12 protein-coding genes are annotated in these 20,626 nt (G+C 70.1%); 8 read left to right on the forward strand and 4 right to left on the reverse strand.

The features are described 5' to 3' along the window. The 8 genes from cysW (at window position 1) to ACTJKJ_RS09730 (ending at window position 11,154) form a co-directional block, all read left to right on the forward strand. Window positions 1-891 (forward strand): sulfate ABC transporter permease subunit CysW, encoded by an 891-nt coding sequence (gene cysW, locus ACTJKJ_RS09695; RefSeq protein ID WP_297380690.1) that lies wholly within the window; start codon window positions 1-3, stop codon window positions 889-891. Further along, window positions 888-1,961: a sulfate/molybdate ABC transporter ATP-binding protein gene (locus tag ACTJKJ_RS09700; RefSeq protein ID WP_091729738.1), complete on the forward strand. Its 1,074-nt coding sequence runs from the start codon at window positions 888-890 to the stop codon at window positions 1,959-1,961. Before cysW ends, ACTJKJ_RS09700 begins: the two co-directional genes overlap by 4 nt. A 52-nt stretch (window positions 1,962-2,013) precedes the next feature. Continuing rightward, a complete protein-coding gene (locus tag ACTJKJ_RS09705; RefSeq protein WP_297380683.1) occupies window positions 2,014-2,937 on the forward strand; it encodes a CysB family HTH-type transcriptional regulator in 924 nt (307 codons plus the stop codon). A 187-nt stretch (window positions 2,938-3,124) separates the two neighbouring features. Next, complete coding sequence (locus ACTJKJ_RS09710; RefSeq protein ID WP_091729729.1) at window positions 3,125-4,072, forward strand: CysB family HTH-type transcriptional regulator; 948 nt, start codon at window positions 3,125-3,127, stop codon at window positions 4,070-4,072. A gap of 142 nt (window positions 4,073-4,214) precedes the next feature. Continuing rightward, the gene (locus ACTJKJ_RS09715; protein ID WP_440820294.1) at window positions 4,215-7,028 is read left to right on the forward strand and encodes a TonB-dependent receptor plug domain-containing protein; all 2,814 of its coding nucleotides are present in this window, start codon (window positions 4,215-4,217) and stop codon (window positions 7,026-7,028) included. Window positions 7,029-7,285: 257 nt separating this feature from the next. Continuing rightward, window positions 7,286-8,245, forward strand: a complete 960-nt coding sequence (locus ACTJKJ_RS09720) for a sulfate ABC transporter substrate-binding protein (RefSeq protein WP_183484197.1) — start codon at window positions 7,286-7,288, stop codon at window positions 8,243-8,245. Window positions 8,246-8,597: 352 nt separating this feature from the next. Next, window positions 8,598-10,055 carry a hypothetical protein gene (locus ACTJKJ_RS09725; RefSeq protein ID WP_440820295.1) on the forward strand — a complete coding sequence of 486 codons (1,458 nt, stop codon included), beginning with the start codon at window positions 8,598-8,600 and terminating at the stop codon, window positions 10,053-10,055. 226 nt (window positions 10,056-10,281) lie between these two features. Further along, complete coding sequence (locus ACTJKJ_RS09730) at window positions 10,282-11,154, forward strand: TIGR02285 family protein (RefSeq protein ID WP_440820296.1); 873 nt, start codon at window positions 10,282-10,284, stop codon at window positions 11,152-11,154. A 9-nt stretch (window positions 11,155-11,163) separates the two neighbouring features. On the opposite strand, the gene ACTJKJ_RS09735 is transcribed toward ACTJKJ_RS09730, so the two are convergent. From ACTJKJ_RS09735 to ACTJKJ_RS09750, 4 genes are all read right to left on the reverse strand, one after another. Further along, window positions 11,164-16,590 (reverse strand): diguanylate cyclase, encoded by a 5,427-nt coding sequence (locus ACTJKJ_RS09735; RefSeq protein ID WP_440820297.1) that lies wholly within the window; start codon window positions 16,588-16,590, stop codon window positions 11,164-11,166. Between the two features lie 129 nt (window positions 16,591-16,719). Further along, on the reverse strand, window positions 16,720-17,382 hold the full coding sequence (locus tag ACTJKJ_RS09740) for a redoxin domain-containing protein (protein WP_440820298.1): 663 nt from the start codon (window positions 17,380-17,382) through the stop codon (window positions 16,720-16,722). 74 nt (window positions 17,383-17,456) lie between these two features. After that, window positions 17,457-19,673 carry a protein-disulfide reductase DsbD family protein gene (locus ACTJKJ_RS09745; RefSeq protein ID WP_440820299.1) on the reverse strand — a complete coding sequence of 739 codons (2,217 nt, stop codon included), beginning with the start codon at window positions 19,671-19,673 and terminating at the stop codon, window positions 17,457-17,459. A 426-nt stretch (window positions 19,674-20,099) separates the two neighbouring features. Further along, window positions 20,100-20,546, reverse strand: coding sequence for an SRPBCC family protein (locus ACTJKJ_RS09750; RefSeq protein WP_297380661.1), 447 nt, complete (start codon window positions 20,544-20,546; stop codon window positions 20,100-20,102). Window positions 20,547-20,626: the final 80 nt, after the last annotated feature.

Raw genomic sequence — 20,626 nt, forward strand, 5'->3', positions numbered from 1 at the left:
ATGGCCGGATCCGCTGCATCGCTCGGCCGGGCCCGCTCGGCCGGTCACTATCAAGGGAACCCCGCCACCGCGGAAAAGCGCTGGGTGCGCTACACGCTGCTGACGCTGGGGCTGGCCTTCTTCGCGCTGTTCCTGCTGCTGCCGCTGGCCGCCGTCTTCACCGAGGCGCTGCGCAAGGGCTGGGACACCTACCTGGCTTCGCTGATCGAGCCCGACGCCGTCTCCGCGATCAAGCTCACGCTGATCGCCGCCGTCATCTCGGTGCCGCTGAACATCGTCTTCGGCGTCAGCGCCGCCTGGGCGATCACCAAGCACGACTTCCGCGGCAAGCAGCTGCTGATCACGCTGATCGACCTGCCGTTCTCGGTCTCGCCGGTGGTGGCGGGCCTGATCTACGTACTGATCTTCGGCGCGCAGGGCTGGTTCGGGCCCTGGCTGTCGGAGCACGACATCAAGATCATCTTCGCCGTCCCCGGCATCGTGCTGGCCACCGTGTTCGTGACCTTCCCCTTCGTCGCGCGCGAGCTGATCCCGCTGATGCAGGCGCAGGGCCGCGATGAAGAAGAGGCCGCCACCGTGCTGGGCGCGAGCGGCTGGCGCACCTTCTGGCATGTGACGCTGCCCAACATCAAGTGGGGCCTGCTCTACGGCGTGATCCTGTGCAACGCGCGCGCCTTCGGCGAGTTCGGCGCGGTGTCGGTGGTCTCCGGCCACATCCGCGGCCAGACCAACACGCTGCCGCTGCAGGTCGAGATCCTCTACAACGAATACCAATTCGCCGCGGCCTTCGCCGTCGCGTCGCTGCTCGCGCTGCTGGCGCTGGTCACGCTCGGACTCAAGCAGTTCGTCGAGTGGCAGGCCTCGCGCAATGTGATCAAGGAAGAAGCATGAGCATCCAGGTCCGCAACATCCACAAGTCCTTCGGCAGCTTCACCGCGCTGGGCGACGTCAGCCTGGACTTCCCCACCGGCGAGCTGACCGCGCTGCTGGGCCCCTCGGGCTGCGGCAAGACCACGCTGCTGCGCATCATCGCGGGCCTGGAGACCGCCGACCGCGGCCAGGTGCTGCTCGACGGCGCCGACGCCTCCGACACCCACGTGCGCGAGCGCGAGGTCGGTTTCGTGTTCCAGCACTACGCGCTGTTCCGCCACATGACGGTGTTCGACAACGTCGCCTTCGGCCTGCGCGTGAAGCCGCGCAAGCAGCGCCCGCCCGAGTCGGAGATCAAGCGCAAGGTCCACGAGCTGCTGCAGCTGGTGCAGCTGGACTGGCTGGCCGATCGTTATCCGCCGCAGCTGTCCGGCGGCCAGCGCCAGCGCATCGCGCTGGCACGCGCGCTGGCCGTCGAGCCGCGCGTGCTGCTGCTGGACGAGCCCTTCGGCGCGCTCGACGCGAAAGTCCGCAAGGAGCTGCGCCGCTGGCTGCGTCGCCTGCACGACGAGCTGCACATCACCAGCATCTTCGTCACGCACGACCAGGAAGAGGCGCTGGAAGTCGCCGACCGCGTCGTGCTGATGGACCACGGCCGCGTGGAGCAGGTCGGCTCGCCGACCGAGGTCTACCAGCGTCCGGCCACGCCCTTCGTCTACGGCTTCCTCGGCGCGGTCAACCGCTTCGAAGGCCGCGTGGACAGCGGCATCGTGCGCGTCGGCGACCAGACGCTGGCGCAGGGCGCGGCCGCAGCGATCGAAGGTGCCCAGCAGGGCCTGGTGCAGGCCTACGCGCGCCCGCACGAGCTCGTGATCATCCCGACGCAGGACGCACCTGGCCTGCCCGCCACCGTCGAGCGCGTGCTGGCCTTCGGCGCCGCCGCGCGCGTGGAACTGCGCGGCGCCTCGGGCGAGCACCTGGAAGCCGAACTCAGCCGCGAACAGGCCGAGGCGCTGCAACTGGCCTCGGGCCAGCGCGTCCGCCTGCAGGCCTCGCGCCTGAGCCTGTTCGGCATCGATCAGGCTGCTTGATCGCCCTCGATCAGCGAGCCGCAGAGCGCGCGATCCCTCGAGTCCTCCGACCATGAATCTCCAACAGCTCCGCATCGTCCGGGAGGCGGTGCAGCAGAACTTCAACCTGACCGAGGTGGCGGCCGCGCTGTTCACCTCGCAGTCGGGCGTCAGCAAGCACATCAAGGACCTGGAGGACGAACTCGGCGTCGAGCTCTTCCAGCGCCGCGGCAAGCGGCTGCTCGGGCTGACCGAGCCGGGCAAGGAACTGGCGGTCGTCGTCGACCGCATGCTGCAAGACGTGCGCAACATCAAGCGGCTGGCGCAGCAGTTCAGCAGCGCCGATCAAGGCCAGCTGACCATCGCCACCACGCACACGCAGGCGCGCTACGCGCTGCCGCAGGTGGTGGCGCGCTTCAAGGCGGCCTACCCGCGCGTGCACCTGGTGCTGCACCAGGGCAGTCCGCAGGAGATCGTCTCGCTGCTGCAGTCGGGCGAGGCGGACATCGGCATCGCCACCGAGGCGCTCGGCAAGGACGACGCCTTCGTCACCTTCCCGTTCTACGAATGGCGCCATGCGGTGGTCGTGCCCGAGGGCCATGCGCTCACGCGCCAGCCGCTGACGCTGGAGGCGCTGGCCGAGCAGCCGCTGATCACCTATCACGAGGGCTACACCGGCCGGGCCCGCATCGACGCGAGCTTCGCCGCCGCCGGCCTGGCGCCCGACGTGGTCATGTCGGCGCTCGATGCGGACGTCATCAAGACCTACGTGCAGATCGGACTGGGCGTGGGCGTCATCGCGGCGATGGCCTTCGAGCCGGGGCGCGACTCGGGCCTGCAGCTGATCGACGCGAGCCACCTGTTCCCGCCCAACACGACGCGCATCGCGCTCAAGCGCGGCCACTACCTGCGCGGCTTCGCCTATCGCTTCCTGCAGGAATGCGTGGCCGAGCTGACCGAGGATGCGGTCCGCGAGGCGATGGATCCCGACGCCTGAGGCTGGAGCGCAGGCGCGTCGTGCCTGCATTGCTCATGCGGGCGCCGCGGGATTGCTTATCGGAATTTGTTGGAGGACATCGGCGGCGCGGATTCGAATAATCAATCCGCATAAGCAAGCCGCTTTCGCGACGTTCATCGAATGCCGTCGAGGCCGGCGAGCCATCCCCCCGATGTGACTGCCGACGATGAACTTCCAGCAACTCCGATCCGTCCGCGAGGCCCAGCGCCGCAACTTCAACCTGACCGAGGTGGCGCAGGCGCTGCACACCTCGCAGCCCGGCGTGAGCCGGCAGATCCGCGAGCTCGAGGACGAGCTCGGCATCGACATCTTCGTGCGCGCCGGCAAGCGCCTGACCGGCCTGACCGAGCCGGGCCGCAACGTGATGCCCATCGTCGAGCGGCTGCTGCGCGAGGCCGAGAACCTGCGCCGCGCCGGCGAGGACTTCGCCCGCGCCGACAGCGGGCATCTGCGCATCGCCGCCACGCACAGCCAGGCGCGTTACGCACTGCCGCCGGCGGTGCGAGATTTCCGCGAGTCCCATCCCGAGGTCAGCCTGCAGTTCACGCAGGGCTCGCCGCAGCAGGTCGCGCGCCTCTTGATCGACGGCGAGGCCGACATCGGCATCGCGACCGAAGCGCTGGCGCTGCATCCGCAGCTGCTGACGCTGCCGTGCTACCGCTGGACCCACACGGTGCTGGTGCCGCCGGGCCATCCGCTGGAGGCCGAGGCCAGCGCCGGCACGCCGCTGACCCTGGAGCGCCTGGCGGAGTTCCCGGTCATCACCTACGAGACCGGCTACACCGGCCGCTCGCACATCGACGACGCCTTCGCGGCGGCCGGGCTCGACCTCAACGTCGTGCTGGTGGCGATGGACGCGGACGTGATCAAGACCTACGTCGAGCTCGGGCTGGGCGTGGGCATCGTCGCGGCGATCGCCTACGACGAGGAGCGCGACCGCCATCTGCGCGCGATCGATGCGCGCCACCTCTTCGCCGACAACCTGACGCGGCTCGCGGTGCGACGCGATGCCTACCTGCGCGACTATGTCTACGCCTTCATCGAGACCTTCGCGCCCCCGCTGACGCGTGACCTGGTCGAGCAGGCGCGGGTGTCGCCCAACGGGTCGGACTGATGGCCGGACTGATGGCCGGAAGAATTTCCGCATGTGCTTAGCCGGACCGCACAACAAAGCAAAGCAGAAACGATTGCTTCATCGATGCGAGGGCGCTTCCTAGAGTGACGGGTTCACCTGTTCACTCCCACGAGGAAGTCTCTTGAAGCCCTTCGTCGAGCACGCGGCCCGCCGCACCGGATCGGCCGCCACGCTGGCCGCCGCCCTGGCGGCCGCATCTCCCATCGCCGTCCTTTCCATCGCTGTCCTTCCCGTCGGCAGCGTTCACGCTCAGGTCCCGGCCGCGGCGCCCGCCCAGGACACCAGTCCGACCAGGGATCCCAGGGACTCCAAGGCGGTCAACGATGCGAAGGACGCGCCGCTGCCGTCGGTCGTCGTCACGGGCTCGCGCATCTCGCGCGTCAACAGCGAAGGGCCGAGCCCGGTCACCGTCATCAAGTCGGAGGACCTGGACCGGCTCGGCTACAAGAACGTCTCCGACGCGCTGAGCGGCCTGACCGAAAACACCGGCTTCACGCAGGGCGAGGATTTCGGCAACACCTTCACGCCGGCGGCCAATGCGATCAGCCTGCGCGGCCTGGGGCCCAACCACACGCTGGTGCTGGTCAACGGCCGACGCGTCGCCGACTACCCGACCGCCTACGAGGGCTCGGTCAACTTCGTCAACATCGCCAACATCCCGTCCGCGCTGATCGACCGCATCGAGGTGCTCAGTGGCGGCGCGTCCTCGGTCTACGGCTCGGACGCGATCGCCGGCGTGGTCAACATCGTGCTGAAGAAGCGGGTCGAGGGCGTCTCGGTGAACCTGCGCGCCGGCGGCACGCAGCGCGGCGGCGGCGAGAACGCCCGCGCCCAGGTCACCGGCGGCTTCGACGGCGGCCGGCTGCAGGGCGTGTGGGGCCTCGAGCTCAGCGGCCGCGAGCCGATCTGGAGCCGGCAGCGCGACTTCATGGCCGACACCACCCTGAGCGGCGCGGCGCCGACGGTGGTCTTCGGCCGTCGCAACGCGACCGGCGGCGCTTACCTCACGCCCAGCGACGGCTGCGCCGCGGCCAGCGGGCTCTTCGAGGGCTCGGTCGCGCCTTATCAAGCCAGGAACGGCACCTACTGCGGCAGCGGTCGCGCCTCGCCGACCTACTGGACCACGCAGACCGGCAACCGCAGCGCGCAAGCGGCCGGGGGCCTGACCTGGCAGCTCGATGGCGGGCTGGAGCTGTTCGCGGAAGGCCAGTTCGGCTGGGCGCGGACCGAGAACAACACCCGCGGTCCGAGCTGGACCTCGGACGCCGCCGGCAAGGGCTATTTCCGCAATGCCGCGACCAACCAGCTGGAGATCTGGACCCGGCGCTTCGCGCCCGAAGAACTGGGCGGCGTGGACCGCTTCAACCGCCAGTGGCGCGACGCGACGCACAACGTGGCGGTCGGCGCGCGCGGGGAGCTCACCGGCAGCTGGACCTTCGAGGTCGCGGCCAACAGCTCCTACTACCTCAACCGCACCACGACCCCGCGCCTGACGGCCGGCATCGAGTCCCTGCTGCTCGGCCCGCGCATCGGGACGGACGCGGACGGCGTGGCGATCTACTCGGCCGATCCGGCGCGGCTGTTCCGCCCGCTCACGCCGCAGGAGATCGACAGCGTCAGCGACCGCAGCTGGACGCGCAACGCGAGCTGGAACCAGCAGCTGAGCGCCTCTGCGAGCGGCGAGTGGTTCCGGCTGCCCGGTGGTCCGGTGCGGGCCGCGGTGGTGGCGGAGGCCGGCACGCAGGGCTTCCGCAACGAGGCCGACCCGCGACTGGGGCAGGGCGTCTTCTACAACACCAGCGCCTCGCCGACGGTGCGCGGCACGCGCGAGCGGCTGGCGCTGGGCGGTGAGTTGAACGCGCCGATCACCCGGCAGCTGACGGCCACCGTCGCCGCGCGCCATGACCGTTATGAATTCGCCGGTCGCAGCGACGGCAGCACGACCTACAACGCCGGCCTCGAGTTCCGGCCGCTGTCCACGCTGCTGCTGCGCGCGCAGCACGCCACCAGCTTCCGCGCGCCGGACATGAATTACATCTTCGCGCAGCAGACCAAGGGCTATTACTCGTCGTCGACCGACTACTACCGCTGCGCGCAGGCCGGCCAGCCGCTGTCGCAATGCGATTTCGCCGGCGTGTCACCAGGCTTCAACTACGTGCGCACCGGCTCGTCGGACCTGAAGTCCGAGCGCGGCCGCTCCTGGGGACTGGGCGCGGTGTGGCAGCCGGCCGCGTCCTTCGATCTCTCGGTGGACCTGTGGAAGATCGCCATCCGCGACCTGGTCACCGACCTCAGCGCCGACGGCGTGCTGCGCACCGAGGCGGACTGCCGCACCGGCGTGAAAGACGCGCAGTCGCCGACCTGCCAGGACGCGGTGGCGCGCGTGCGCCGCAATCCGCTGGATGCGCTCGTGCGGCCGGGCGAAGTGGCGGAGATCCGCGTCAACCCGATCAACGCGGCCAACGAATCGACCTGGGGCGTGGACATCGGCGCGCGCTACAGCTGGACGACGGCGACCTGGGGCCGCTGGACGGCCGATGCGAAGTACACGCGGGTCAAGAGCTTCAAGTACCAGCAGTTCGCCGGCGACGACAACCGCAACCTGGTGGGCACGCCGGACTTCGGCGACTGGCCGAGCAAGCTCAACGCCAGCCTGTCCTGGCAGGTCGGCGACTGGACGCACACGCTGGCCGCGCAGCGCAACGGCCGCATCGCCCGCGAGGCGCAGGACGGCTGGCTGGGCCCGTACTGGAACGTCAACGCGAGCACCGCCTGGCAACTGGACAAGCGCACCCGCGTCAGCGTCATCGTCAACAACCTGTTCGACAGCATCCGCCGCGATCCCAGCGCGACCTGGCCGTACTACCCGGTCGGCTACTACCTGCCGCAGGGGCGGCAGGGCTGGATCGAGCTGGACTACCGCTTCGGCGGCTGAGCGCGGCGGTCCCTCGCGTCGATCCGACGGCTGGCGCGACCCCGCGCCGGCATGGCGGGCCGCTCCTCACGAGGGAGCGGCCCTTTTTCCAGGCAAGGCTGCAAAGCAAAGCAGATCTTCTTCGTTCCCTTGGCCGGTGCGCTTGCCTACATTGGGCGCTCCCCTCAACCCCCCGTGAAGAGAAGACTCCCGTGAACGCACTCCGACGCACCGTCTCGCTGCTTGCCACCGCCGCTCTGCTGGGGGGCGCCGCGCTGATGCCCCAGGCCCATGCGCAGGGCGCGGTCACGCTGCTCAATGTCTCCTACGACCCGACGCGCGAGCTGTACCAGGACTTCAACGCCGCGTTCGCCAAGTACTGGAAGGCCAAGACCGGCGAGACCGTGACGGTGAAGAACTCGCACGGCGGCTCGGGCAAGCAGGCGCGCTCGGTCATCGACGGCCTGGACGCCGACGTGGTGACGCTGGCGCTGGCCTACGACATCGACGCGCTGCACGACCACGGCAAGCTGCTGCCCGCCGACTGGCAGAAGCGCCTGCCGAGCAACGCGTCGCCGTACACCTCGACGATCGTCTTCCTGGTGCGCAAGGGCAATCCGAAGCACATCAACGACTGGCCGGACCTGGCGCGTGGCGGCATCGACGTGATCACGCCCAATCCGAAGACCTCGGGTGGCGCGCGCTGGAACTACCTGGCGGCCTGGGCCTATGCGCTGAAGCAGCCGGGCGGCAACGCCGAATCGGCCAAGGCCTTCGTCAAGCGGATCTATGCCAACACCAAGGTGCTGGATTCCGGCGCGCGCGGCTCGACGACGACCTTCGTCGAGCGCGGCATCGGCGACGTGCTGATCGCCTGGGAGAACGAGGCCTACCTGGCGGTGAAGGAGCTGGGGCCGGACAAGTTCCAGATCGTCACGCCCAGCCTGTCCATCCTGGCGGAGCCGCCGGTGTCGGTGGTGGACAAGACGGTGGACAAGAAGGGCACGCGCAAGGTGGCGCAGGCCTACCTGGAGTACCTGTACTCGCCGGAGGGCCAGGAGATCGCCGCGAAGAACTACTACCGTCCGCGTGACCCGAAGGTCGCCGCCAAGTACGCCAAGCAGTTCGCGCCGGTGAAGCTGGTGACGATCGACGAGGTCTTCGGCGGCTGGCGCAATGCCCAGAAGACCCACTTCGACGACGGCGGCGTCTTCGACCAGATCAACGAGAAGCGCTGATCCGGCGCCTCGAGCAAGAACACCTGTTTGTCTCCTCGGTCGGTCTCGGGCGCCGCGCAAGCGGCGTCACAGGCAATCAGACCGTTCGCTCTGTGCGAGCAGCCCCGCTGGCGATGGCCGGTGGGGCTTTTTTTGTCCTGACGTTCTCGTAGCTACCCCATGAACATTCGTGAATGGGGAACGGCCCTTGCTAGCGGGAGACTCCGGAGCGCCGCGTCATCGCTGCGGCGCCCGCGCCTTCGCATCGTTGAAGGAGTTTTCGCGCCGGCAAGGTTCGATGCCGAGACCGCACATAAGGTCTGTGGAACGTCTTCGACACCGGCGCCGACCGCCGGCACACCTGGCAGTACAGATGACCATCAACAATCTTCGCAATCTCTTCCGGACGAATCGCACGCCCTCTGCGGAATCCAGTAGCTCGCCAGCGCAACGCCAAGAGACGGCTCCCGAGGCACGAGCCTCGCAGAACGCGCCAGCATCGCCTTACGGTATTCCGACCGGGCGGCGCCATCAGGCTGCGGCCACGGCTGAAGATGGACGCAGGCATCGAGTGCAGATCGGCAATCCCACGCCACGCAGCGATGCAGCACGCCACGCTGGGGCGGCAGCTGGCGCGACCGTGGCTGGCCCTGGGCGCATGCCAAACCGTGAAGTGATGGAAGGCGCGTTGCGCCTATTGGGTGGGACAGACCGCTCCAACATCACAGGCATGAGCCATCGAGAGGTGCTCCACGTGACCAATCACGTCCACCAGATCGCCATGCTGCCCGCATCTCGCCTCGACCCACGGGTCGTCGAAGCTGCGCAGCGAGGCAGCGGCAGCGCGGAACAACTGGTGCGCAACCTGTTGGCGTTGGTGACGTCAGACTCGCCGGTATTGCCGCGAAGCCAGAGATCCGAAACACGTCCTGGCGATCAGTTGTTGGCCTCGGCCCCCGCAAATCAGCCTGATCGGGCGACCAACCGCCCCAGCCATACAAACATGCCCAGCCCGAACGTCCAGGCCAATGCCGACCGTCGCACAGCGATGTTGCATGACGCCATGGACATGCTCACCGGCATGCACGACATCGACTTGACGGCCGTGGCGGGCCGCAACACGCAAAACCTGGTCGATCATCTGCAGGACATCCACTCGCCTCCCCCCCCGCCCGTCGGTCTGAATGCGCAAGTGGCAAAGGCCGCGGCCCGAGCGAACGGCGACCCCGAGCAGTTGGTGCTCAACCTGCTGCGTCTTGTGACCAGGAAGGAACCGGTGTTGTCCTTGCGAGCGACCTCATCGGCTCAGCCGCCGACGTTGCCGAGCGCAGAAGTCATTGGTGATGCCGTCGTGCTGGTCGCGCGCGGCACAGGCATGCCGCAGGCCACCGAGCAAAACCGGCGCGATGTGGCCGGCCATCTGCGGGACATCGTGACGCAGCCTTTCTCGTCATTGCATGCAGGCGTGCGGCAGGCGGCACAACGGTGGCACGACAACCCGGAACAGCTGGCCAGCAGTCTGCTGACCCTTGTGACCGCGAACCCGCCGGTACTGTCGAACAACCCGAGCCCTTCAACACAGACCGCAGACCGGCGCTCCCCGGCAGCCGACCAAGGCGAGCGCAGGAACGGAGCGCAGACCGTACAGGGCTCAAACCACGCCCGTTCGCGTGCCCGTCATCTGGACAATGGCTCGGCGACTCCGGCACACCGTGGCCCATTCGACGTGGGGCACTATCCGACCGAGCTGATGGGCGATCCGCAAAACCCGAACAACGACCACGCCCGAATCTTTTCGCGTCCGAACAACCCACGCGGGCCACGAACCTGAGTTCAGGAAGCATTGCGCCCAGACGCCCAGACCTGGACCTTGCCTCGTTGATTGGCCGGAGGGCCGGCCTGACGCTCCGCGCTCGAAGACACGCCGGGAGTGACCAACTACCGCTCCGCGGCTCCGGCGTGGGGGATGGCGGACGAGCGCCGCGGGTGATCCCCGTATGCTGCCCGCCGTGAACCCCCTTGCCTCGAACTGCGGCCGTCTCGTCGCGTCGCTTCCGTTGGCCGCCTCGCTCTTGGGCGGGGCGTCCGCGCACGCGCAGGGGGATGCCGTGGCGGTGGCGGCGGTCGCGCCGCCAGTGGTCGCCAAGATCACCTGGCTCGCCTCCGACCACGCGCCGCAGATGACCGGGGCGAGCGCGAGTGGCGTCACCGGCCACGTGATCACCTACCTCGACAGGCGCTGGCCCGGCGTCCGGCACGAGATCGTCTTCGCCAACGCCAAGCGCAGCTGGCAGATGATCGAGAACGGCGACGAGGTGTGCCGCGCCAACGTGGTCCGCACGCCGGAGCGTGAGCGGGCCGCCTACTTCATCAACACGCAGCTCACGCCGCCACCGCAACTGATCGTGCGACGCGAGCTGCTCAAGCGACTGCCGCGCAACGGCGCCGGCGAGGTGGTGCTGCCGCGCCTGCTCGCCGACACCTCGATGCGGGGCGCGCTGATCGACGGCCGCAGCTATGGGCCGGTGCTCGACGACGCACTCGCCGCACGGCCGGCCGACAGCGCCGTCTCGCTGTACTCGCCCAAGGACTTCGGCGCGCGCCTGCTGCAGATGATCAGCCTCGGGCGCGCGGACTATTCAGTCGAACTCGACATGGCGCTGGTCATGGCCGGACATCCGGCGGACCTCGTCAGCGTCCCCATCCAGGGCGCCAGCGAGCTGGTGATGGCGGGCATCGCCTGTCCCCGCACCCCTTGGGGCCTGGCCGCGATCCGGGGCATCGACAAGGCCTATGGACGTCCCGAAGGCGCCGCCAGCCTGCGCAAGGGCCTGATGCATTGGCTCACGCCGGAAACCAAGGCCCACTACGCGGCCCGCTTCGACGCGTTCTATCGCGAACGCGCCAAGCCCTCTCGCATCGATCCCTGACGCCGCCCATCAGGCCTGGTGCTCGACGCGGTTGCGTCCGCCGTCCTTCGCGCGATACAGCGCTTGATCGGCGCGGCCAAGCAGCTCATCCACCCGCAGGTCCTCGGGGCGAAGGGCCGTCACGCCGAAGCTCGCCGTCAGCGACGCCGGCGGCAGGCCCGGCTGCAGGGCCATGCCGCTGGTCTCGATGTGATGGCGCAGCCGCTCGACCAACTGCATCGCATGCTCCAGCGAGGTCTGCGGCAGCAGCAGCGCGAACTCCTCCCCGCCGAGCCGTCCCAGCAGGTCCTGCTTGCGCACGACCTGCGCGCACAGCTGCACCAGGCGGCACAGCGCCGCGTCGCCGCGCGCGTGGCCCAGCGTGTCGTTGATGCGCTTGAAGTGGTCGACGTCCATCATCACCAGCGCCATCTCCAGCCCGTAGCGCCGGCTGCGCGCCACCTCCGCCTCCGCGTGGTCCAGGAAGCAGCGCCGGTTGGCCGCGCCGGTCAGCGCATCGGTCGTCGCCAGCCGCTGCAGCTCGAGCTCCAGCCGCTTGCGGTCGGTGAAGTCGACCAGCGTGCTGAGCACCGAGGGCTCGCCGTCGTACACGACCGGCACCATCGACAGCAGCATCCACAGCTCGCCGCCGTCGGCCGCGAGCAGGCAGACCTCCTCGCCCTGCAGACGGCCTTCCTCCTTGAACTTGAGCTGCATGCGCTCGCGATCGCCCGGGTCGCGGTAGAAGCTGATCGCCGGCTTGCCGACGAGCTCATCCAGCGTCCGTCCCGCGATCACAGCCGACGGGCCATTCGCATACACGATCAGCGCATCGCGCTCGCGCGTCACCACCATCGGGATCGGCGCGTGGTCCAGCACGGCGCGCAGGCGCTCCTCGCTGTCGGCGAGCTCGCGGGTGCGCTGCGTCACGCGGCGCTCCAGGCTGGCGTTGAGCTCCTGCAGCTCCGCCACCAGTCGCGCGTTGTCCACCGCGTTCACCACGTTGGCGCAGAGCAGCTCCAGGAAACTCACCCGCGCCTCGGTGAACACGCCGGCCGCGGCCGCGTTCTCCAGGTAGAGCGCGCCCACCGTCTGCCCCTGCTTGAGCAGCGGCAGCGCCAGCACCGAACGCGGCGGCGCGGCATGGCGCTGGAAGTAGTCCTCCATCGTCGCCAGGCCCCGCGCGTCGACGATCAGCTCGCGTCGCCCGTCGCCGAGCACCCGACCCATGAGCGCCAGCGGCAGCTGCGCGCCGGCGCGTTCCAGCGGCAACTGTTCCAACAGGTGCAGCCGCGGCTGCTCGCCCAGGGTCGCCTCGGCCTGCAGCACCCAGCGCGACGCGCCCGCCGTGCCGCTGGCCAGCACGATCGCCGCGCGCTGGGCGCCGGCGTTCTCGGCGACGACCTCCAGCAGGCGGCGCAGCAGGCGCGGCAGGTCCGGCTGGCTGCTGATAGCCTGCACCGCCTTGGTCAGCGTGCTGAGGTCGGCGGCATCGGCGCGGATCTCCGTGCCCTCGGTGGCGGCACCGGCCGACCGGCCCGGCGCATCGGACAGGGGCGCGAGCGCCAGTGCCTCGCCAGCGAGCGCGATCACGCCCCAGTCCTTCCACGCCAGCTGCAGGCGCTGACGCGCCCGGTCGGCCTGCGCTGGATCGCGCTCGCGCCACCAGTCGACCTGCGCGCGCAGCACGGCCGCGACATCGAGCGGCGTGCCTTGCGGCCCCTCCGCCGCTGCCAGCGCCCGGTCCAGGGCCGCGGCGATCTGCTCGTCCGGTTCGCCCGCCAGCATCGCCTGCTGCGCCCGCAGCAGCGCCACGCGATCGGCCAGGTGTCCCGGTCCCGCGTCCTGCCAGCGCTGCAGGCGCCGCAGCGCGTCGTCCTCGAGCGCCTGGTCGCGCGTCCCGCCGGCCAGCGCGACGCGCTGCGCCGCCCAGGCCGCGATGAACAGCAGCAGCGACTGCGCGTGCATGCCGCGGCCGGCCGCGAACAGGCCGCGGGCCTCGAGCGCCAGCCGCAGCGCGGGCTCCGGCCGGTCCGCCACGAAGTGCAGCACCGCCTGCCAGCCGTGCAGGAACATCAGCCCGGTCTGGTCCTGACGCTCGCCATAGGTACGCGCGAACGCCTCCAGGCCGTCGAAGCCGTCCTCGGGCAGCCGCGGCTGCTGCAGCGTCCGCACCAGCGCGAGCAGCGCGTCCTCGTAGTCCGCCGCGACCGGCTGGCGCATCGCGCGCAGGCGCCGGCCGTGCGTCACCAGCTGCTCCTCCAGCGCCGGCAGCGGCATGCCGGCCAGGAAGGCATGCGCGTCGTGCACGTACAGGCCCAGGCCCGCATGGCGCAGGTTGCCGAATTCCAGCCCGTTGCGATGCGTCTGCATCAGGCCGTCCATGCTCACGCGCAGGCCCTGCACCCAGTGGCTGAGGAAGGCATGGAAGGAGAAGCCCGCATGCGCGTAGACCTGCATCCAGCCGTGCCGGCTCACCAGCTCGGTCGACATGCGGCCCAGGTCATGCGCGAAGCGGTAGTCGCCAAGGAACTCCGCGCACATCAGCCCGAGCACCGAATACGCCGACAGCGCCTGCGGCACATGGCCGTGGTCCACCATCAGGCGGACCTGGAACAGCGTCAGCAAGGGCAGCAGCGCGGGCCGCACGATGTAGGCGGCGGCGGTCATCTTGGCGGCGATCGAGATCAGCAGCAGGCGCTGCTCGTCGCGCATCGGCGCGCGCGCGGCCAGCGTGTCCAGCCCGATCGCAGCGATCTCGCGCTGCAATCCGGCCAGCAATTCCATGACCTGCGCCATCGGGTCGGGCCCGGCGGCGCGCGGCAGCTCCGCGCCCAGCAGCAGGAACAGCTCCAGTCCCAGGTCGACGGTCTCGGCCAGCCGCCCCTGCGCGTAGAAGGCCTCCATGCGGACTTCCAGCAGCCGCGCTCGCTGCGCGTTGTCGACGGCATCGGCGAGCGCCGATTCGAGCAGCGCATCCATCCGCGACGGCCGGCCCGCGAGGTAGGCCATGCGCGCCGCGTGATGCAGCCAGGCGGCGCGCTGCGGCGCCAGGGGCGCCAGTTCGAGTGCGAGCTCCGCGTAGTCGGCGGCGGGCTCGAAGGCCGCGGCGTCCATCGCCTGGAACGAGGCCTGCGCGTTGAACGCGGCCAGCGCCTGGCGCTCCGCTTCGTGCGCCGGCTCGCACAGCAGCAGGCGCGACGCATTCAGGTGATGCAGGACCGTGTAGGGCAGCGGCAGCTCGGCATGGGCGGCGAGGTGGCTGTCGCGCAGCAGCCGGCCGATGCGCAGTTGCAGCGCCGGCCGCTGGTCGGCCGCGATGCGCTGCAGCGCCGCCTCCTGCACGCGGTCATGGGCGAAGGCGTAGCGCACGCCCTCGCTGGCCTGTCCCTGCAGCTGCGGGGCGTAGCGGTACAGCGCGCTGGCGGGCACCAGCAGCTGCGCCTGCAGCGCCGGCAGCAGGTCGGTGGCCAGGGCGTCGGCGGGCACGTCCAGCGCGGTGGCCAGGCCGTCCAGGCCGAAGTTCGCGCCCAGCAGCGCCGCCACGCTCAGCGCCTGGCGCGTCGCATCGGGCAGGCGCTCGAGCTGCTGCAGCATCAGCGCGACGACGTTGTCCGCCGTGCGCGTCGCCGCGATGCGTTCGAGCGCATGGTCCCAGCGCTGCGTCGCGGCGTCGTAGTGGATCAGGCCGCGCCGCACCAGGTCCTCGAGCAGGCGGCGCAGGAAGAACGGATTGCCGGCGGTGCGGGTCTGGCACAGGCGCGCGAGTTCATCCAGGCCGGCATCCTCGACCTCGGGATCGCGACGCAGGCTGTCCGCGAGCAGGCGCCGCGTGTCGTCCAGGCCCAGCGGTCCGACGCGCAAGGGCGTGAAGCGCTCGCCGAGCTGCTGGCGGAGTTCCGTCAGCTCCTGCGCGATCGGATGGCCGGGCGGAGTCTCGTTGTCCCGGTAGGCGATGACGAACAGCGTGTGGCGCAGCGTCGCGTCGTTCAGGCATTCGCGCAGCAGCCGGCGCGACGCGCGATCGGCCCATTGCCAGTCATCGAGGAACAGCGTCTGCGGCTCGCCCTCGCGCGCGAGCGCCGCGAAACCCTGGCTGATGCTGCGCAGGAAGCGGTTCTCCGCCTCCGCCGGGCCCACCGGCACCAGCGGCGCGTCCGGCGTCAGCAGCGGCGCCATCTCCGGCAGCGCCTGCGCGAGCAGCGCGGCATTCGCGCCCAGGCGCTCCCGCAGGCGGTCGCGCCAGCTCGATTGATGTTCAGCGGGCAGCGACAGCACCTGCGCCGCGCGCTGCTGCAGCAGGTGCAGCAGCGGACCGTAGGGCCGGTCCTGGCCGTACTGGTTGAACTTGGCGGCGGCGAAGTGGCCGCGCTGAGCCAGCAGGCTGCGCTGCGCGGCCAGCACCAGCGCGGTCTTGCCGATGCCGGAGAAGCCTGCCACGGCCACCAGCCCCGGCCCGCCGGCCAGGCCCGACGCGGCCTCGTCGAAGGCCTGCCCGAGCTGCGCCTGCGCCGACTCGCGACCGTAGAGCCGGCCACTGGGCTGGAAGCGCACGGCGGCATCGCCATGGCCGGGTTCGAAGCCGGGCAGGTCGCGGCCCTGAGCCAGCGCCGCCTGGCAGAGCTGCAGGTCCTGGCGCAGGGCCTGATGGCTCTGGTAGCGGCTTTCCGGCTCCTTGTGCAGGCAGTGGGCGACGACCTGCGCCAGCGGCGCGAAGACCTGGTGATTGCGGCTGGTCGCCATCGGCGCGGCGAGCGCCAGGTGCGCATGCACCGCCCGCGCCGGATCGTCGACGCTGAAGGGCGGCGCGCCGGTCAGCGCCTCCAGCAGCGTGGCGCCGAGGCTGTAGAAGTCCGCGCGGTAGTCGACATCGCGGCTCATCCGGCCGGTCAACTCGGGCGCCAGCGTCGCCAGCGAAGCCTCGATCAGCTCGGCGCGCTGGACCAGCGGCCGTTCGCGCTCGATCTCGGCGGCCAAGCCGAGGTCCGCGATCAGCGTCCGGCCGGCCTCGCGGCCCGCGCCGGGCAGCAGCAGCACCTGGCCCGGACCGAGGTTGCGATGGATCAGCCCCTGGCCATGCAGGTGCTGCAGCGCCTCCACCAGATCCAGCGCGATCCGGATCAGCGCGTCGTTGTCCAGCGTGCCGCGCCGCAGGCGCTGCCGCAGCGTCTCGCCTTCCAGTTCGGGCAGCAGCAGCGCGGGACGCTGGTCATGCTCGACCAGTGCGCGCGGTCGCAGCACGAAGGCGGGATCCAGGCGCTGGGCCAGCTCGTATTCGCGGCGCAGCCGGGCGATGGCGGCCGCGTCCGGCCGGGCGTCGCGCAGGCGCTTGAGCAGCGCTCGCCCGCCCCGGCCGTCGCCGACCTGGAGGACCTCGCTCCGCCGACCCTGATGGATCGTCCGCTCCGCCTGCCAGGCCTCTGGATCGGCCGCCTCCCACGCTCGTCTGTCCGTCATCCCGTCCGCTCTCGGTTGTCGACGGACTGTAACGGGAGACCAGCCCGGCACCGCGTCGCGGCGACGCCAGTACCGCGACGAATGCGGCCGGAAGCGGAAGAAAGCGACAGATCGGCGCGCGGCGCGGCGTCAGCTGCCGTACTTGATCGAGCAGCCGTAGGGCTTGGTGCTGGCGTGCGTGATCTTCTTGCCGGCGGCCAGCTCGCCCAGCGCGGTCTTCACGTAGGGATCCGCCTTGGGGATGTCGTCGACCTTGGCGGTGGCGATGCTGTCGATGCCGCCCTTGTAGACCAGCACGCCCTGCGGGTTGACGATGAACAGGTGGGGCGAGGTCTGCGCGCCGTAGCTCTTGCCGATCTGGCCGCTCGGGTCCAGCAGCACCTGCGTCGGCGCGGCGCCGCGGTCCTTGTTCAGCTTGAGCGCGGTCGGCCCGTCCACATGGCCCTGCTGGCCCGGCGCCGACGAGATCACCTGCAGCCACACGACGCCTTGCGCCGTCGCCTCCTTCTGCAGCGCCGGAATGTTGCCGCTGCCGTAGTGCTTCTTCACGAAGGGGCAATCGTGGTTGGTCCACTCCAGCACGACGGTCTTGCCCTTGTAGCTGTCGAGCGAGACGGTCTTGCCTTCGGCCGTCGTCGCGGTGAACGCGGGCGCGGGCTGGTCCAGCTGGGCCTGGGCGCGGGCCAGGCCGCCGGTGGCCAGCAGCACCGTCGTCACGGCGCCGGCCAGCACGGTGCGGCGCGACAGCAGGCCACGCAGGAAGGAGGTCTTGGAGGTCATCGAGCGGGTCATGTTGCAGTCTCCAGGGATGAAATCGAAACCGGGGGCGATGGGGACGGTCCGGGGGATCGTTCGGGGAAGCGCGCTCAGGCGGCACCGCCGCGCAGCGCGGTGGTGACGATGCCCGGCGTGAGCAGTTGCGGCAGCACCTGGGCGTCGCTGCCCGTGCCGGCCGGATAGAACAGGTAGAGCGGCACGCCGCTGCGATCGTGCTGCTTCAGCAGCTCGGTGATGCGTGGATCCTGGCGCGTCCAGTCGCCCTTCAGGTAGGTCACGCCTTCACGCACGAAGGCCTCGCGCACCTCGTCGGTGGACAGGGCCACGCGCTCGTTGACCAGGCAGGTGATGCACCACGACGCGGTCAGGTTCACGAACACCGGCTTGCCCTGCGCGCGCAACTGGGCCAGGCGTTCCGGCGAATACGGCTCGTGATCGGCGCTCGCCGACGGACCGCTCGTGCTGCCCGAGCCGCCGGCGCGTGCGACGTCCTCGCCGGCCACCGTGCCGAGCGTCGGCACCAGCGCCGCCGCGGCGACGACGGCAGCCAAGGCGGCGCCCGCGCCCGTCCACTGCCAGCGCGGCGTCGCGTGACGGCTCACCGTGCGGATCCACGCGGCCAGCGCCAGCAGACCCATGCCGGCCAGCGCCACCAGCACGCCCATCGGTCCGGCCTGCTGCGCGATCACCCACACCAACCAGATCGCGGCGGCAAACATCGGGAAGGCGAGCGCCTGCTTGAGCAGGTCCATCCACGGCCCAGGCCGAGGCATGCGGCGCTGCAGCGCCGGCCACCAGGCCAGCGCGAGGTAGGGCAGCGCGAGCCCCAGGCCGAGCGCGAGGAACACCGCCATCAGCTCCACGGCCGGCTGCGCCAGCGCATAGGCCATGGCCGCGCCCATGAAGGGCGCGGTGCACGGCGTCGCGACGACGGTTGCCAGCACGCCGGTGAAGAAGCTGCCGGTGAAACCCGGCTTCTCCGCGAGGCCTTGTCCGACGCCGGCGAAACCAGCGCCGATCGACAGCAGCCCCGCCAGCGACAGGCCGAGCACGAACATCAGCCACGCGAGCAGCAGCACGAACAGCGGTGACTGGAACTGGAAGCCCCAGCCCACGCCCGTGCCGGCGCCGCGTAGTGCCAGCAGCATCGCGCCGAGCGCGGCGAACGCGACCAGCACGCCGGCGGTATACGCCAGCCCCTGGCGGCGATGCGTCGAAGCACTGCCGTGCAGAAAGCCCAACGCCTTGATGGCCAGCACCGGAAACACGCACGGCATCAGGTTGAGGATCAGGCCGCCGATCAGCGCCAGACCCATCGCGGCCCACAGGCCGAGACCATCGGCCTCAACGGCACCAGTCGCACCAGTGGCGGCGCCTGGGGTCGTCGTCGTTGTCGCGGCGGGCGACTTCGCGGTACTGGCCGTATTGGCCGGCGCGGTCCCGCCGCCCGCGTCCAGGCTGCCAGAGACAGGCAGGCTGACCGCCCAGGCCTGGCCGTCGATCAGCAGCAAGCCGTCCAGCGGCTTGCCGGCTGAGGCCGGCTCGTCGCCGACCGGCATGCGCAGCCGCCACTGCTGGCCGTCGCGATCCAGTTGGGGCTTCGCCGCATGCTGGATGCGTCCCCAGGCCTCCGGCAGGAACAGCGCCTGACGGACCTCTCTGGCTGAGGCGCCGCCCGCACCCGCGGCCGGCCAGCTCACGATCAGGTCCCGGCCTTCGAGCCGCGCGGCGGCGGCAAAGGGCGCCGGGCCAGGAAGCGCGGCACGTGCAGCGACGAGCGAGCCTTTCTCGGGCGAGGGCTTGGGGCCGGTCCCCACCGGCAGGGAGAGCGACAGCGTCGCCTGTTGCGGAATGCATTCCTCGCGGCAGACCAGCCAGGTGGCGTCGGCGCCGATCGTCGCGGTGGAGCCGGGGGGCAGGCCTTGCGGCAAGCGGATCTCGGTCAGGAGGACCACCCGGTCTTCGTAGCCGTAGTTGGTGATGGGCCCGACGTCGAAGCGCTTGGGGGCGGGCCAGAGGATGTCGCTGGCGGTGGCGCCCTGGGGCAGCTTCCATTCGATGCTGGTGGGCTGGCCGGAGTCGCCGGGGTTTTTCCAGTAGGTGTGCCAGTGGGGTGCGATCTTCTGCTCGAGCGCCAGCAGCAGGGTCTGGCCGGGCGCGACCTGGGTGCTGTCGCTGATCAACCGGACCTGGACTTCATCGGTGGCGGCGCGATCCGAGGGTGGCGCAGCGAGCGACGCGCTCGTGAAAGTCGCGAGGGTGATCGCTGCGAATGCTGGCGCGATGGCGAGTCGGAAAAGACGCATGGGCGCGATGCTAGGGAATGGGGCCGACCCTCACAAGGCGTCGGCTTCCTTGTTTCCTTACTCCCTGGATTCGAAGAATCCGGTGTCCCCGTGATCCTGGATTCGCTCGATCCGTGACGCCCCGAGTCATCCTCTCGACCACGACCGCGGACCACGAGCGTGGCTGGGGCCGGAACAGGGCTTGGGGGTCCAGGAGGGATCCCCCATGCCCTGTGGAGAGCCCGCGCTTGGCGAAACGCAGGAGAGGCCCCTGGGCGACGGCGCAAAAAAACGAGGAGAGCCTGACAAGCCCTGACAGCCGCAACCTGACGCCGGGCTGCGCAGACGCTCCAAAAATCAGAGGGTTAGAAAAAACAGGCAAGACGGGCAAAACAGGGCGGCCCCTATCGGCGCCGCCCGATCGAGCCACCGATCAGCCGTTCGGAATCAACCGTTCGGAATGTCCGGCTCGACCAACTGGGTGAGCAGTGCCAGCGACTCCTGCCATCCCAGATGGCAGGCCTGCGACGGGATCACGTCCGGAATGCCTTCCTGGGTGATCTGCATCTCGGTCCCGCAGAAGACCTGCGACAGCTCCACCGTGGTGGTCATTTCCCCCGGCAGATTGGTGTCGTCGAACTTGCTGGTGTAGCGGAGCCGCTTGCCGGGCTGCAGCTCCAGGTAGTTCCCGCCAAAGGTGTGGGTCGCTCCGGCCGAGAGGTTGGTGAAGGACATGCGCCAGCTGCCGCCGACCTTCGGCTCCATGTGGTGCATGGTGCCGGTAAAGCCATGCGGCGGCAGCCATTTGCACATCGCCGCCGGGTCGGTGAACGCGCGATAGACGCGTTCCGGCGGCGCCTTCAGGACGCGGTGCAGGCGGAGGGTGAAGGGCATGGGTGTCTCCTGGATTCGTGCACGAATGGGAGACGGACCATAGCCCTGGATCGTGTCCGGCGCGAGACTCCTCGCCCCTG

It is taken from the genome of Roseateles sp. 22389, assembly GCF_052044995.1.
Lineage (GTDB): Bacteria > Pseudomonadota > Gammaproteobacteria > Burkholderiales > Burkholderiaceae_C > Roseateles.

Excerpts from the sequence above, each read along its gene's own strand:
- cysW (WP_297380690.1), top strand. The coding sequence starts at position 1 with ATGGCCGGATCCGCTGCATCGCTCGGCCGGGCCCGCTCGGCCGGTCAC.
- ACTJKJ_RS09700 (WP_091729738.1), top strand. The coding sequence starts at position 888 with ATGAGCATCCAGGTCCGCAACATCCACAAGTCCTTCGGCAGCTTCACC.
- ACTJKJ_RS09705 (WP_297380683.1), top strand. The coding sequence starts at position 2,014 with ATGAATCTCCAACAGCTCCGCATCGTCCGGGAGGCGGTGCAGCAGAAC.
- ACTJKJ_RS09710 (WP_091729729.1), top strand. The coding sequence starts at position 3,125 with ATGAACTTCCAGCAACTCCGATCCGTCCGCGAGGCCCAGCGCCGCAAC.
- ACTJKJ_RS09720 (WP_183484197.1), top strand. The coding sequence starts at position 7,286 with ATGCCCCAGGCCCATGCGCAGGGCGCGGTCACGCTGCTCAATGTCTCC.
- ACTJKJ_RS09725 (WP_440820295.1), top strand. The coding sequence starts at position 8,598 with ATGACCATCAACAATCTTCGCAATCTCTTCCGGACGAATCGCACGCCC.
- ACTJKJ_RS09735 (WP_440820297.1), bottom strand. The coding sequence starts at position 16,590 with ATGACGGACAGACGAGCGTGGGAGGCGGCCGATCCAGAGGCCTGGCAG.
- ACTJKJ_RS09740 (WP_440820298.1), bottom strand. The coding sequence starts at position 17,382 with ATGACCCGCTCGATGACCTCCAAGACCTCCTTCCTGCGTGGCCTGCTG.
- ACTJKJ_RS09745 (WP_440820299.1), bottom strand. The coding sequence starts at position 19,673 with ATGCGTCTTTTCCGACTCGCCATCGCGCCAGCATTCGCAGCGATCACC.
- ACTJKJ_RS09750 (WP_297380661.1), bottom strand. The coding sequence starts at position 20,546 with ATGCCCTTCACCCTCCGCCTGCACCGCGTCCTGAAGGCGCCGCCGGAA.